Annotated in this window: 10 protein-coding genes; 9 read left to right on the top strand and 1 reads right to left on the bottom strand. The window is 68.8% G+C overall.

Features of this window, described 5'->3' with window-relative positions:
* The coding region (locus tag I0Q12_RS14680) for an N-acetylmuramoyl-L-alanine amidase (protein ID WP_197252608.1) at positions 1–1,959 on the bottom strand (1,959 nt) is incomplete at its 3' end.
* A 309-nt stretch (positions 1,960–2,268) separates the two neighbouring features.
* Between I0Q12_RS14680 and I0Q12_RS14685 the strand changes: the two genes are divergently transcribed.
* The 9 genes from I0Q12_RS14685 (at position 2,269) to I0Q12_RS14725 (ending at position 14,761) form a co-directional block, all read left to right on the top strand.
* Complete coding sequence (locus tag I0Q12_RS14685) at positions 2,269–3,825, top strand: SpoIID/LytB domain-containing protein (RefSeq protein WP_197252609.1); 1,557 nt, start codon at positions 2,269–2,271, stop codon at positions 3,823–3,825.
* 137 nt (positions 3,826–3,962) lie between these two features.
* Complete coding sequence (locus I0Q12_RS14690; RefSeq protein WP_307846242.1) at positions 3,963–4,757, top strand: TipAS antibiotic-recognition domain-containing protein; 795 nt, start codon at positions 3,963–3,965, stop codon at positions 4,755–4,757.
* Between the two features lie 71 nt (positions 4,758–4,828).
* Positions 4,829–6,049, top strand: a complete 1,221-nt coding sequence (glf, locus tag I0Q12_RS14695; protein ID WP_197252611.1) for a UDP-galactopyranose mutase — start codon at positions 4,829–4,831, stop codon at positions 6,047–6,049.
* Between the two features lie 2 nt (positions 6,050–6,051).
* The gene (locus tag I0Q12_RS14700) at positions 6,052–7,980 is read left to right on the top strand and encodes a glycosyltransferase (protein WP_307846243.1); all 1,929 of its coding nucleotides are present in this window, start codon (positions 6,052–6,054) and stop codon (positions 7,978–7,980) included.
* A 46-nt stretch (positions 7,981–8,026) separates the two neighbouring features.
* Entirely contained in the window at positions 8,027–8,524 is a 498-nt protein-coding gene (locus I0Q12_RS14705) for a phosphatase PAP2 family protein (protein ID WP_197252616.1), read from the top strand.
* Entirely contained in the window at positions 8,521–9,426 is a 906-nt protein-coding gene (locus I0Q12_RS14710; RefSeq protein WP_197252612.1) for a decaprenyl-phosphate phosphoribosyltransferase, read from the top strand. The genes I0Q12_RS14705 and I0Q12_RS14710 overlap by 4 nt, the downstream gene beginning before the upstream one ends.
* A 118-nt stretch (positions 9,427–9,544) precedes the next feature.
* Positions 9,545–11,356 carry a flagellar motor control protein ZomB gene (gene zomB, locus I0Q12_RS14715; protein WP_197252615.1) on the top strand — a complete coding sequence of 604 codons (1,812 nt, stop codon included), beginning with the start codon at positions 9,545–9,547 and terminating at the stop codon, positions 11,354–11,356.
* 281 nt (positions 11,357–11,637) lie between these two features.
* Positions 11,638–12,648 carry an alpha/beta hydrolase family protein gene (locus tag I0Q12_RS14720; RefSeq protein WP_197252613.1) on the top strand — a complete coding sequence of 337 codons (1,011 nt, stop codon included), beginning with the start codon at positions 11,638–11,640 and terminating at the stop codon, positions 12,646–12,648.
* Between the two features lie 250 nt (positions 12,649–12,898).
* Entirely contained in the window at positions 12,899–14,761 is a 1,863-nt protein-coding gene (locus I0Q12_RS14725; RefSeq protein ID WP_197252617.1) for an alpha/beta hydrolase-fold protein, read from the top strand.
* Positions 14,762–14,855 lie beyond the last annotated feature (94 nt).

The following is a 14,855-nucleotide window of genomic DNA, read 5'->3' on the forward strand; positions in this document are numbered from 1 at the left end:
CGGGGGAGCGGTCCGCAGCGACTCCTCGTAGGCGTCGTTGTAGGCGCGCAGCACCTTCGTCACGGCGCCGGTGATCTCGTTGAAGATCAGCGACCCGTTCTCGAAGTCCGAGCGCCAGCCGTCCGGTACCCGGTATTCGTCGCTGATCGGCAGGCCGAGTTCGCCCTCGTCGAGCCCGTACTGCTTCCACGCCTTGTAGATCTCGCCGAGCACCGTCCACACCCCGCCGTTCGGTGAGGTGTAGATCGCACCGTTGACGAACTCCGCGTGCTCGAATCCGCCCTTCGCCAGCAGGACACCCGTGAGCGCGGCGCCCAGTCGGCCGAGTTCGCCGCCCTCGGCGATCCACTTCTGCGCGAGCGGGGAGTTGTCGGTCAGCCGCAGCAGCTCGGTGATCAGGCCCTGCGCGTTGTCCGCGGATCCGGTCGACGGGGCTCCGGCGGAGTTCGGCGGGATCGGGGTCGAGCTGTCACCTGCGAGCACGGCGGTGTCGGGCTCGGAAGTCGACGGCGACGACGGCTTCGACGGCACCGACAGTCCGGTTCCGGCCGCCGCGGCGGCGGCGATGTCGCGGATCTTGCTCATCTGGGCGTATCCGGCGTCGCCCGGGCAGCTGGTGCTGCCGACGTCGCGGTGCGCGAAGATGATCGGCAGATCGACCGCGGCTCCCTGCGGGTAGGGCGTGAACGACGTGCCCTCCGAGTACATGGTGGTGCGGCCCTTGGGATCCAGACCGGCCTTCTTCAGCCGCCACCCGAGGAACTTGCCGACCGCGTCCAGCGTCACCTGCGGGGGCGTCACGCTCGAGAAGTCGCCCATCATGGCGATACCCATGGTGTTCTCGTTGAACCCACCGGCGTGAGCGCCCTGGACCGGACGGTCGAGACCGCCGGCGCGGCCTTCGAAGATCTGCCCGTAGCGGTCGACGATCACGTTGTAGCCGACGTCGCACCAGCCGAGGGTCTGCGCGTGGTACGCGTAGATGGCCCGGACGATCTCGGCGGACTCGGCCTTCGAGTAGTCGTTGCTGCCGGCCGTGTGGTGGACGGTGGCACCGCCGAGGGAGTCGTCGTAGGTGGGTTCGTCGCAGCGCAGCGACTCGTCGGCACCCCACTGGGCGCGGGTGATGACCTTCAGTCCGCTCCCCGCGATGGGCTCGGCGACGTCCGAGAGGTACGCATCGGCGGCACCGCTGCCCGGGTTGATGAGCACCGCGGTGACATCGTCGGTGGGCGCGGCGGCAGGCTCCTGCGCGCGCAGCGGACGCGACGACGACGCCGGGACGTACCCGAGCTCGGGGGCCGGATCCTGAGGTGCGGCCACGGGAACTTCGGCAGGCGCGGGAGCTTCGGCGGGTGCGGGGGCCTCGGCGCCCGCGAGCGTCGGTTCGGGTCCCGGACGCGGCGTGAGCAGCACCTGCACCGCGCGCGTGAGACCGACATAGATCGGTTCGGTTCCGCCGCGGCTGTCGGCGACGTTGTCCCGCCGGGTCGACTCGATCGGCTCGGTGGCCGTCCACGGGCTCCAGCTGCCGTCCTCGTTCCGGGAGCGGATCAGGGCGTCGGTTGCCGCCACGTCGCGCGCGGCCAGCGCGACCATGCTGAACGGGCTGTCGCGGGTGATCTCCTTGACCGTGGCGCCGATGCGATCGACGAGCCCGGTCGCGTCGGGGTTCGGTGCGGGCGTGATGGCGGGCAGACCCTCGACGAGTTCCTTGATGCTCAGGTCCGGAAGGTTGAGTCCGGTCAGATCCTGGAGCGGAATGACGACGTCGGGCGCGTTCGCGAGGACGACCTCGGCGATCTGCGGTGCGATCGCGGCGATCGCATCCGTGGTCTCGTTCGCGGTGCGGACGTCGGACGTTCCGTTCGTCAGGCCGGACACGGCGAACGGCGTGGCCACCGCAAGGGCTGCGACGGCACCCAGGACGATCGACGGCTTCGGGCGGCGATGCGGCACTGTTGCTCTCCCCTTGTGTGTTCTGCGTTCGTGTTCGGCGTTCCTGTGTCGGTTGTTCGGGGGCAGGTCTCAACGGACCGAATACTCCGTTACAAGCCCGACTCCCTGAGGCATTTCGGTCTCATTTTGTGCAACTTGTGATTCTCATGTGACTGGTGTGTCTGTTGTTGCCTTGTTCAGTCACTCTTGCAACACTAGTCGCATTAAACCTTAAGCCTCAACCTGAGCTTGAGGATTTGTTCGAGTCCGATCGTGCGAACTGTCCGTTCGCGCGGCACCCCGGAGTGAGACAACGAGGGAGCGCAGCGCATGTCACGACAGCCGAACCGCCGCAGGGGACGAATCCGCAGAAGTCGCATCATCGTCGGTCGGCCCCTGCGCAGCGGTTGGAAGCCCGCGGTCGCGCGTGCCGCCACGCTCGGTCTCGCGCCCGCACTCCTGATCGGCGCCACGATCGGCGGCATCGTGCACGTGCGGTCCGGCGCACCCACGGTCGAGCAGGCCGTCTCCGCCGACACCCCGTTCACGTTCACCGGTTACGGCCACGGCCACGGCCGCGGCATGGGCCAGTGGGGTGCCTACGGATACGCGCAGGACGGGTGGACCGCGGAACGGATCGTCGGGCACTACTACGGCGGCACCACGCTCGGCACCGTCGACGTCACGCCGATCGCCGTGCGACTCGTCGGCCAGGACGACGTTCCCCTCGCGGTGTTCTCCGACGCCGGGCTCGTCGTCGCAGGTCAGCAGGTCGGGCCCGGTGATGCCGCGCACCTGACACCGACCGCGGACGGCGGCGCCGACGTCGTCGTCACCGCCGGCTGCTCCGGTGAGGTGCGGTGGCAGGGCCGCGCCGATCTGCCCTGGGTCGACCCCGTCGACCTCGCTGAGGACCGGCCCGCGAACGAACACCTCAAGCTGTGCGCCGACGGCACTTCCTACCGCGGCGCCATCGGGGTGGTGCTCGACGGCAACGCCGCCCGCACCGTCAACCGGCTCTCCGTCGAGGACTACCTCCGCGCGGTCGTGCCCGTCGAGTCGCTGCCCGGCTGGGCCGACACCGGCGGCGCCGAGGCGCTGCGCGCCCAGGCCATCGCGGCCCGCTCCTATGCCCTCGCCGAGCAGCGCCACGAGAAGTGGCAGACCTGCGACACGCAGAGCTGCCAGGTCTACGGCGGATCGGCGAAGGAGGACCCGCGCACCGACGATGCCGTGCGCACCACCCGCGGCATGGTGCTGATGCGGGACGGCAAGGTCGTGCGCACCGAGTTCTCGGCGTCGACCGGCGGCTACAGCGCGGGCGGCGACTTCCCGTCCGTCGAGGACCTCGGCGACAAGGTGGCACCGAACCAGCAGTGGGCCAAGACCCTCACCGCCGGCGAGATCGGCAACGCGTTCGGAGTCGGGGAACTGCAGAACTTCGAGGTGCTGACCCGCAACAACCTCGGTGCCGACGGTGGTCGCGTCACCCGGGTCCGGGTGGTCGGCTCCGACCGCAGCATCGAGACCACGGGCGCCGAGGCCCGCGCCAAGCTGGGGCTGCGGTCCGACTGGTTCACCGTCAACGAGGGCGCGGAATCGACCGTCCCGCCGAGCACCCCGGCCCCCGAGACGGGCCCGGAGGTCGCCATCACCCCGTTCGGCACCGACCAGAGCCCGGCGATCCAGGAGAAGTACAACGAGCTGGGCGGGGTCTCGGGCGAACTCGGTTCTCCCGTCGGACCCGAGCTGATGCTGCCCGACGAGCGCGGCAAGTTCCAGGTCTTCACCAACGGGGTCATCCTGTGGACACCGGAGTTCGGGGCCCAGGTGTTCGACGCCTCCATCCTGCGGCAGTGGCTGCCGGGAACCGGTAGCGCCGAATAACACAGCCACCCATCACGGGGACGAGGCGGCCGCCGACGGGTTCCACCCGCCGGCGGCCGTTTTCGTCGTCCGGTTCTCGCTGTTGACATTGACGCAACGTCAAGATGCACGCTGGATGTCACGAGGAAGGGAACGCCGTGACACAGCGTGAACAAACGACACAGCGTGAACAGACGACACAGCGTGAATGGTCCATTCAGGAACTGGCCCGCGCGGCCGGGGTCACCAGCCGAACCCTGCGGCACTACGGCGACGTGGGCGTGCTCCCGCCGAGCCGGACAGGGGCGAACGGCATGCGGTTCTACGACCGCGACGCGCTGGTGCAGCTGCAACGCATCCTGCTGCTGCGGGAACTCGGCCTCGGCCTGCCCGGCGATCACCTCGCGGATCGCGGGCAGGCCGACACCACCGAGGCGTTGCGCACCCACCTCGAGCTGCTCGAACTCGAGCAGCGCCAGCTGGGGCGCCGCATCGAGGCGGTGCGCACGACCATCCGCAAGACGGAGGCAGGTGAGGAACTGATGGCAGAGGAAATGTTCGACGGTTTCGACCACACGCAGTACCGCGACGAAGTGATCGAACGGTGGGGCCGCGACGCCTACGACAGCAGCGACCGCTGGTGGCGGGAGATGACGGACGAACAGCGTCGCGACTGGCAGGCGGTCGCGGCGAGGCTCGGCGCCGACTGGACGGCCGCCGTGCAGGCCGGTCTCGACCCGGCCGGCGACCGCGGACTCGAGCTCGCGCGACGGCACGTCGAGTGGCTCGGATCGATTCCGGGGACGCCGGGCTACGGCAAGACCGAACCCGACCGCGACTACGTGCTGGGACTGGCCGACATGTACGTCGCCGACGAACGGTTCGCGGCGAACTACGGCGGCACCGCCGGAGCCGAATTCGTCCGTGCGGCGCTGCGCGCACTGCTCGCCTGACGTGCGTGTTTCCGGTAGCTGCGGCTACCGGAAACACGCACGAGGACAGCGGTCGCCTACCCTGGTCTTCCGTGACTGCTGCATCAGCGCCCCAGCCCTCCACCGGTGACCACGACCTGATCGTCGTCGGATCCGGATTTTTCGGACTGACGATCGCCGAGCGCGCCGCAACGCAGCTCGGGAAGCGAGTACTGGTCGTCGAGCGTCGCCACCACCTCGGTGGCAACGCCTATTCGGAGCCCGAACCCGAGACGGGTATCGAGGTCCACAAGTACGGCGCCCACCTGTTCCACACGTCGAACAAGCGGGTCTGGGACTACGTGAACCAGTTCACCGAGTTCACCAACTACCAGCACCGCGTCTTCGCGATGCACAAGGGCCAGGCCTACCAGTTCCCGATGGGCCTGGGTCTGGTCTCGCAGTTCTTCGGCCGCTACTTCACGCCCGACGAGGCCCGCGCCCTGATCAAGGAGCAGTCGGCCGAGATCGACTCGTCGCAGGCGAAGAATCTCGAGGAGAAGGCGATCTCCCTGATCGGCCGTCCCCTCTACGAGGCGTTCGTGCGGGACTACACCGCCAAGCAGTGGCAGACCGACCCGAAGGACCTGCCCGCCGGCAACATCACCCGCCTGCCGGTCCGGTACAACTTCGACAACCGCTACTTCAACGACACCTACGAGGGTCTGCCCGTCGAGGGCTACACCGCGTGGCTCGAGAACATGGCGAAGGACGAGCGGATCGAGGTCCGGCTGAACACCGACTGGTTCGAGGTGCGCGACGAGATCCGCGCCGCCAGCCCGGACGCCCCCGTCGTCTACACCGGTCCGCTGGACCGCTACTTCGACTACGCCGAGGGCAAACTCGGCTGGCGCACCCTCGATTTCGAGACCGAGGTGCTGCCCACCGGCGACTTCCAGGGCACGCCGGTCATGAACTACAACGACGCGGACGTCCCCTACACCCGCATCCACGAGTTCCGGCACTTCCACCCGGAGCGGGACACGTACCCGACCGACAAGACCGTGATCATGCGCGAGTACTCGCGGTTCGCCGGTGACGACGACGAACCGTACTACCCGATCAACACGCCGGAGGACCGCGCGAAGCTCACCGCCTACCGCGACCGCGCCAAGCAGGAGGCCGCGCAGAACAATGTGCTGTTCGGTGGCCGCCTGGGTACCTACCAGTACCTGGACATGCACATGGCGATCGCCAGCGCGCTGAGCATGTTCGACAACACCCTCGTCCCGTTCTTCGAATCCGGTGTGCCGGTCTCGGGGGACGCATCGTGAGCGTGGGGGAACTCGAGGAGAACGTGCAGGGGAACACCGTGAGCCCGGACAATTTGCTCGGCAAGTCGCTGCTGCAGCGCATCATCCTGCCGCGCCCCGGTGAGCCGCTCGACGTGCGCACCCTCTACCTGGAGGAATCGCCGACCAACGCGCGTCGCGCGCACGCCCGGAGCCGGACCACGCTGAACATCGGCGCGGAGTCCGAGGTCTCGCTGTGCACCTACTTCAACGCGTTTCCGGCGAGCTACTGGCGACGCTGGAGCACGCTCGGGTCCGTCGTGCTGCGCCTCGAACTGTCCGGGCACGGCCGGGTCGACGTCTACCGCAGCAAGGCCGACTCGAGCCGCATCCACGTGCAGGGCCGCGAGTTCACCGCTGCCGGTGACGCCGCGACGATCGTCGAACTCGAGACGGACCTCGGCCCGTTCGAGGACGGCGGCTGGATCTGGTTCGACATCACCACAGACACCGACGTCACGCTCGTCTCCGCCGGTTGGTACGCGCCGGTCGAGGCGCCCGGCAAGGCGTCGGTCGCCGTCGGCATCCCGACGTTCAACCGTCCCGCCGACTGCGTGAAGGCGCTGCGGGCGCTCGCGTCGGATCCGCTGGTCATGGACGTCGTCGACGCCGTGATCATCCCCGACCAGGGCACCCGCAAGGTCCGCGACGAGGACGACTTCGCCGAGGCCGCCGCGCCGTTCGGCGACCGGCTGGTCATCCACGACCAGGCCAATCTCGGTGGTTCCGGTGGCTACAGCCGCATCATGTACGAGGCGTTGAAGACCACCGATTCTCCTTACATCCTCTTCATGGACGACGACATCGAGATCGAACCGGACTCGGTGCTGCGCGCGCTGGCCCTGTCGCGGTTCGCGAAGTCCCCGATGCTCGTCGGCGGCCAGATGCTCAATCTGCAAGAGCGCAGTCACCTGCACACGATGGGCGAGGTCGTGAACCGGTCGATCTTCATGTGGTCGGCCGCCCCGAACGTCGAATACGACCACGACTTCGCGGCGAAGCCGCTGCGCGACCGCGAGAACTCGAAGCTGCTGCACCGCCGCATCGACGTCGACTTCAACGGCTGGTGGATGTGCATGATCCCGCGCGTCGTCGCGGAGGAGATCGGCCAGCCGCTGCCGCTGTTCATCAAGTGGGACGACGCCGAGTACGGGCTGCGGGCGCGCGCCGCCGGCTACCCGACGGTGACGATGCCCGGTGCCGCGATCTGGCACATGGCCTGGTCCGACAAGGACGACGCGATCGACTGGCAGGCGTACTTCCACCTGCGCAACCGGCTCGTCGTGGCGGCGCTGCACATGCCCGGCGACGGCCGCGGCCTGGTGCTCGACACGGTCAAGGCGACGATCAAGCACCTCGTGTGCCTCGAATACTCGACCGTCGCGATCCAGAACAAGGCCATCGAGGACTTCCTCGCCGGACCGGACAGGCTCTTCGAGCTGCTCCCGACCGCCCTCGGCCAGGTGCACGCGCTGCGGAAGAACTTCTCCGACGCGCGGGTGCTGCCGTCGTCGACGGAGCTGCCGTTGCCGTCGGGTGCCGGGGTGGGTGCGGTCGGGCAGCCGCGCGGACCGATCGGGAAGCTGTCGCGGCTCGCGAAGGGCGTCGCGCACAACCTGCGTCCGGCCGCCGAGACGCATCACGAGCAGCCTCAGATGAACGTTCCGACGATCGATGCCCGCTGGTTCCTGCTGTCGCAGGTCGACGGTGTGACCGTCACCACCGCGGATGGGCGCGGCGTCGTCTACCGTAAGCGCGACCGAGCGCAGGCCGGGGCACTGTTGTCCGAGGCGCTGCGACTGCGGCGCGAACTGGCACGACGGTTCCCGGAGCTGAAGAAGCAGTACCAGGATGCGGTTCCTGCCCTGACGAGCAAGGAGGAGTGGGAGCGTGTCTTCGCTGTCGAGCAGTGATCGAGCTGCCCGGAAGACCGACGCCTGGACGACCACCGAGTCGGAGATCCGGATCCTGCAGGCCGTGCAGGCCACCGTCGGTTCCCGGCCGCAGGCAATCGCGATCGCCCGCAGCATGTCGCACTTCGGTGAGCACGCCCTCGGCTGGGCCGCGATCGGTGGTGTCGGCGCACTCGTCGACCGTCGTCGTCGCCGGCAGTGGGCGGGTGTCGCGGTCGGAGCGGTCGGTGCGCACGCGGCGTCGATCGTGGTCAAGCGCATCGTGCGCCGGCCGCGGCCCGACGATCCGACGGTCGCGGTGAACGTGTCGACGCCGAGCCGATTGAGCTTCCCGTCGTCGCACGCCACCTCGACAACCGCGGCCGCGGTCCTGCTCGGCCGCCTGACCGGGCTACCCTTGCCCGCGGTACTCGTCCCGCCGATGTTGCTGTCGCGACTCGTCCTCGGTGTGCACTACCCGACGGATGTCCTGGCCGGCGCCGCCCTCGGCGCCGTTTCGGCCGCCGCGGTCGTGCGGGCAGAAAAGAAGTTTGGAGAACGATGAGCGAGGAACCGGCCACCGTCACCCGGCCGCCCCAGAACCTGCCTGCGGGCATCGTCAAGGCCGTCCGGCCGCGCCAGTGGGTCAAGAACGTACTGGTGCTCGCCGCGCCGCTCGCCGCGGGTTCGGCCACCGAACTCGACGTCCTCGGGCCCGTCGCGCTGGCGTTCGTCGTGTTCTGCATGGCGGCCTCGGGTATCTACCTGGTCAACGACGCGATGGACGTCGAGGCCGACCGGGCCCACCCGACCAAGCGGTTCCGGCCGATCGCGGCGGGTGTCGTCCCGGTCAACCTGGCGTTCGGGCTGGCCACGGTGCTGCTGGTCGGGTCGATCGCGCTCTCGTTCCTGGCGAACTGGCAGCTCGCGGTCGTGATGGCCGTGTACATCGGCATCCAGCTCGCATACTGCTTCGGGCTCAAGCACCAGGCCGTGCTCGACATCTGCATCGTCTCGTCCGGCTTCCTGATCCGCGCGATCGCCGGTGGTGTCGCGGCGGGGATCCCGCTGTCGCAGTGGTTCCTGCTGATCATGGCGTTCGGGTCGCTGTTCATGGCGGCCGGTAAGCGGTACGCGGAGCTGCGGCTGGCCAACAAGACCGGCGCGAAGATCCGCAAGTCGCTCGAGTACTACACCGAGACCTACCTGCGGTTCGTGTGGACGCTGTCGGCGACCGCGGTCGTCATCTGCTACGGCCTGTGGGCGTTCGAGCGCGACATGGTGGCCGAGTCGAACTGGTTCGCCATCTCGATGATCCCGTTCGTGATCGCGATCCTGCGGTACGCGGTCGACGTCGACGGCGGCGAGGCGGGGGAGCCGGAGGAAATCGCTCTCGGCGACCGGGTTCTGCAGTTGCTCGCGATCGTGTGGATCGTGGTGGTCGGTGGTGCTGTCTACCTCTTCTGACGTCGCTGCAGACGTCGAGTCGTCGGCGCGGCAGGGCGGACCGGGCCACCGCGTTCCCGGTACTCCCGGCTGGGCCCGCGGGATCTTCGCGGCGGGTGTCGTGGTCACCGGCCTGCTCATGTTCTGGGGCGCGTGGGAGCGCCGCTGGATCGCCGACGACGGCCTGATCGTGCTCCGTACGGTGCGGAACCTGCTGGCCGGCAACGGCCCGGTGTTCAACATCGGGGAGCGCGTGGAGGCCAACACGTCCACGTTGTGGACGTACCTGGTCTACGTGTTCGGGTGGTTCACCGGGGCGCGCCTCGAGTACGTGGTGCTCGGGCTGGCGCTGGTCCTGTCGACCGCGGCGGTGGTCGTCGCGATGTTCGGCACGGCCCGGCTCTACCGCTGGCGGCTGCGCGAGGCGAGAGGCACGCTGCTGCTGCTTCCCGCGGGCATGCTCGTCTACATCGCGGTTCCGCCCGCACGCGACTTCGCGACGTCCGGGCTCGAGAGCTGCCTGGTGATCTTCTGGATCGCGCTGCTGTGGCTGCTCATGGTGCGCTGGTCCACGACCGAGACGCCGGGGACCGCCGGGGTGCTCGGGACGGCGTTCGTCGCCGGCCTCGGACCGCTGGTGCGGCCCGAACTCGCGGTCCTGGCCGTCATCGCGCTGGCGATGCTGTTCCTCGCCGCCGACCAGACGTGGCGCGTGCGTGCCGCGATGGTCGCAGTCGCGGGTGCGGTGCCGGTCGGCTACCAGATCTGGCGCATGGGCTACTACGGCCTGCCCTACCCGAACACCGCCGTCTCGAAGGACGCGGGCGGCGCGAAGTGGGCGCAGGGTTTCGAATACCTGGGCAATCTCGTGAACCCCTATCTGCTGTGGTTCCCGCTGCTCCTGCTGCTGATCGTCGTGGTGGTGATGTTCTCGACGAGCCGCCGGGACGACGCGACCCTCGGCGAGCGCGTGCGCGGCCTGGCATCCGGCGACGCGCGCACCCTGCTCGCGCGGGGACAGCGGGCGCTGCGCACCCCGACCGCGGTGGTCGTGTTCGTGCTGGGCAGCGGCGTGCTGCTCGCGCTGTACTCGTTGCGCGTCGGCGGCGACTTCATGCACGGGCGGGTGCTGCTGCCGCCGTTGTTCTGTCTTCTGATCCCCGTCGCGGTCGTGCCGTTGCGTCTGCCCGAGAGCGGTGAGCCGCGCCGGGCGACGACGATCGCCGGTGCGGTCGGGGTGCTGTGGCTCGGCACGGTCGTGTGGTCGGCGTTCGCCGCCGGGACCACGGGCATGACCGAGGGAGCGGTGGTCGGTCGGTCCGGAATCGTCGACGAGCGCGCGTTCTACGCCATGAACACCGGTCACGCGCATCCGATCCGGGCCGAGGACTACCTCGACTACCCGCGGATGCGGGCGATGGTGGAGGCGATCGAGAACACGCCGAACGGTGGGGTGCTGCTGCCGACGCCGTCGTTCGACGCATGGGATGTGGTTCCGCCGCCGGAGCCGATCCCGCCGGGCGGCGCCGGGCACACGGTGTTCTTCCTCAATCTGGGGATGACCAGCATGAACACGCCGCTGGACGTGCGGGTGATCGATCAGATGGGGCTGGCCTACCCGCTGGCCGCGCACACCGAACGGCTCGAGGACGGCCGGATCGGGCACGACAAGGTGCTGTATCCGGACTGGGTGATCGCGGATACCGGGATGGTGAACGTGCACCCGTGGCTGCCCGGCTACCTCGACGAGGATTGGGTGGCGCAGGCCGGGGTGGCGCTCACGTGCCCGCAGACCCGGGAGGTGCTCGATTCGTCGCGGGCGGAGCTGACGTGGCCGCTGTTCAAGCGGAATCTGAGCCATGCGTTCGAGTACGCGAAGTATCGCTTCGACCGCGTCCCGAAGTACGAGATCCAGCGGTGTGGCCTGGAGCTTCCCCCGCCGCGCGGGTGAAACGACGGGTCACTTCTAGATCGTTCGCTTGGGTTCCGAGTCCGATCTCGATAGGATCACGCCAAATTACGAGTATATAACGGTCGAGGGGTGGGGGACCGGAGCTCGCGGGCGACTTTCGTTGTGTGAGCAGGGGAGCGGAGGGTTTGTCACAGCTTCCGTAGTCATTTACAGTCTTGACCGCAGTGTGACTTGTGGCGCCGCTCCGCGGACCGCCACCGCCGAAATCCGACGGGGAACGCGTAGGCGTACGCCGCAGATCGAGAAAGTGAGCATTGTTCATGCGTTTAGTCCCGAGGTTGTCGCAGCGCCTCCGCAAGCGTGTGGTCGGTACCGCCGCTGCTGCGCTCGTGCTGCCGGTCGCGGCCGGTGTCGCCGGAACCACCGCAGCACTGGCCGCCCCCGCGCAGTCCGCCCCGATCGCGCACAGCGCGCCGGCCGGCGGTTTCGAGGAGGTCTTCGTCGACTCCGACATGGGCCCGATCAAGGTGCAGATCCAGTGGGCCGCCCGTGGTGGCGACGCCGCGCTGTACCTGCTCGACGGCCTGCGTGCCCGGGACGACGCGAACGCGTGGACGTTCGAGACGAACGCGCTGCAGCAGTTCGCCAACGACAATGTCTCGCTCATCATGCCGGTCGGCGGTGAGTCGAGCTTCTACACCGACTGGTACGCCCCGAGCAACCTCAACGGGCAGGACGTCACCTACAAGTGGGAGACCTTCCTGACCGAGCAGCTGCCCGAGTACCTCGCCACGCGCGGTGTCTCGCCGAACAACAACGGCATCCTCGGCCTGTCGATGGGTGGCTCCGCTGCTCTGACGCTGGCCGCGTACCACCGCGACCAGTTCAAGTTCGCGTCGTCGCTGTCGGGCTACCTGAACCTGTCCGCTCCGGGCATGCGTGAGGCCATCCGCGTCGCGATGCTCGACGCCGGTCGCTACAACGTGGACTCGATGTGGGGCCCGCCGTGGAGCCCGGCCTGGCTGCGCAACGACCCGTTCGTCTTCGCGCCGAAGCTCGAGGGCCTGTCGCTGTACATCTCGGCGGCCAGCGGCCTGCCCGGCCAGCACGACAACCCGAAGGGCCTGACCGGCTTCTACAACACCGGCAACGCGATGGGCCTCGAGGCGCTGTCCCTCGTCCAGACCCGCGCCTTCCAGGTGAAGCTGGCCACGCTCGGCATCCCGGCCACGTTCGACTTCCCGGCCCGCGGTACCCACGCGTGGAAGTACTGGGAGGACGAGCTGTGGAAGGCCCGCCCGCAGATCCTGGACGCCCTGAACGCGCACTGACGCTTCGAACGCGCACGTAATCGGCGCACACTGCCGACACCATGCCGCCCGATCGCCCCGCAGGGGGTGATCCGGGCGGCATGCGTCGTTGTGAACAATTTTCTCACCAGTCACAGCGCGCCGTCACCGATCCTGGGACTTTCCCGTGTACAAACGATCTTCGGACGCAGTGGAAGCGACCTTCGTACACGAAGGGGTTGGACAGGCTCCCGCGAACCGGCCCCGGCAACGCAGGAAGTGAGCGATGCACATGCGAACAGTGATCGGTGGTCCCCGAGTGAAGCGACGCATCCTGGCCGCACTCGCCGCGACGCTGGTTGCGCCGATGGCGGCGGGACTGACCACCGCCGCGGTCGCATCCGCGGAACCCGCCCGGACCGAGCCCGCCACCACGCAGGCCCCGGCGTCGGGTGTGAACGTCCGGCGCGTCGACTGGCTCACCGATCGCCGCGTCGCCGTGTGGATCGAATCTCCGTCGATGGGCACCCCGATCCAGGTCCAGTTGCTGCTGGCCCGGGACTGGAACATCCGGCCCGACGCGCGCTTCCCCGTCGTGTACATGCTCGACGGGATGCGCGCCCGCGACGACGAGAACGGCTGGACCCTCGAGACGGACGCCGAGGCGTTCTTCGCGGACAAGAACGTCACCGCCGTGCTGCCCATCGGTGGCCAGTCCAGCTTCTACGCGGACTGGGTCGACCAGAACAACGGGCAGAACTACAAGTGGGAGACGTTCCTGACCAAGGAACTGCCGCAGGTCCTCGAACGCGACTGGCGGGCCACGAGCACCCGCGGTGTGGTCGGCCTGTCCATGGGCGGTACCGCCGCGATGTTCCTGCCCGCCCGCAATCCCGGCTTCTTCCAGTTCGCGGCGTCGCTGTCGGGCATCCTCACCACCACGACCCTCGGCATGCCCGAGGCCATCAAGTACGCCATGCAGGACGCGGGCGGCTTCGACGTCGATGCCATGTGGGGTCCGGCCGGTAGTGAGAACTGGGAATCGCACGATCCGTATCTGCTCGCCGACAAGCTGCGCGGCGTGAGCCTGTACGTCTCCAGCGGCAGCGGCAGCACCGGGCCGTACGACCAGCCCTCGGGCGTGCCCGGCGTCAGCACCAACTACGCGGGCATGGGCCTCGAGATCCTGTCGCGGCTGACCTCGCAGGCGTTCGCCACCAAGCTCAACAAGCTCGGAATCCCCGCGCAGGTCGTGTACCGCCCGTCCGGCACCCACTCGTGGCCGTACTGGGAGTTCGAGCTGCACCAGCTGTGGCCGCAGCTCGCGAACACGCTCGGGGTGCCGGTGGACAAGCCGTCGTGCTCGGCGGCCGGGTCGATCGGCGACACCGTCGCGGCCAACCCGTGGCTCGGCGACTGCCTCACCGCCGAGTACCCGGTGGCCGGCGGCCGGGTCCAGGACTTCCGGTTCGGCCGGGTCTTCGCATCCGACGCGGGCACCTTCCCGGTCGCCGGTGCCATCGGCGGCGCCTACCAGGGCAGTGGCGGTCCGGCGGGCCCGCTCGGCTTCCCGAAGACCGGGGAGAACGGCACCCCCGACGGGCGCGGCCGGTTCAACCACTTCCAGCACGGTTCGATCTACTGGACGCCGCAGACCGGCGCCCACGCGATCCGCGGTGTGCTCCTCGACGAATGGGCGCGACAGGGCTGGGAGGGCGGCCCGCTCGGCTACCCCGTATTCGACGAGATCGTGACGCCGAACAAGCCGGGTCTGGTCCAGGGCTTCGAGATCGGCTCGCTGTACTGGAGCGAACCCACCGGCGCCCACGCCGTGCAGGGCCTGATCATGGGCAAGTACGCCGAGATGGGGTACGAGAACAGCTGGCTCGGCTTCCCGAAGACCAGCGAGATCCCCGTCAAGGACGGTGGCCGCTTCAACGCGTTCGAGGGCGGCAACATCTACTGGAGCCCGCTGAGCGGTGCCTGGCCGGTGCGCAACGGCCCGATCTTCGACGCCTGGAGGGACGCCGGCTACGAGAACGGCCGACTGGGCTTCCCGATCAGCGACGAGTTCCCGATCGAGGGCGGGGTCCGACAGAACTTCCAGGGCGGGTTCGTCACCCGGGTCGGTGACGTCACCGCGGTGAGCCCCTAGGCCACGACCCTCCAGGACCGGTCTCGACCGCGCGGTCGGGGGCACCTATCGTCGGGCGGTGATCGGAGCGACGGCTTCGATCACCGCCCGAAGC

It is taken from the genome of Rhodococcus sp. CX (assembly GCF_015865005.1).
GTDB lineage: Bacteria > Actinomycetota > Actinomycetes > Mycobacteriales > Mycobacteriaceae > Rhodococcus.

Bases quoted from the DNA above. Each gene is read 5' to 3' on its own strand.
- zomB (WP_197252615.1), top strand. From the start codon at position 9,545: ATGTTCTGGGGCGCGTGGGAGCGCCGCTGGATCGCCGACGACGGCCTG.
- I0Q12_RS14685 (WP_197252609.1), top strand. From the start codon at position 2,269: ATGTCACGACAGCCGAACCGCCGCAGGGGACGAATCCGCAGAAGTCGC.
- I0Q12_RS14710 (WP_197252612.1), top strand. From the start codon at position 8,521: ATGAGCGAGGAACCGGCCACCGTCACCCGGCCGCCCCAGAACCTGCCT.
- I0Q12_RS14720 (WP_197252613.1), top strand. From the start codon at position 11,638: ATGCGTTTAGTCCCGAGGTTGTCGCAGCGCCTCCGCAAGCGTGTGGTC.
- I0Q12_RS14725 (WP_197252617.1), top strand. From the start codon at position 12,899: ATGCGAACAGTGATCGGTGGTCCCCGAGTGAAGCGACGCATCCTGGCC.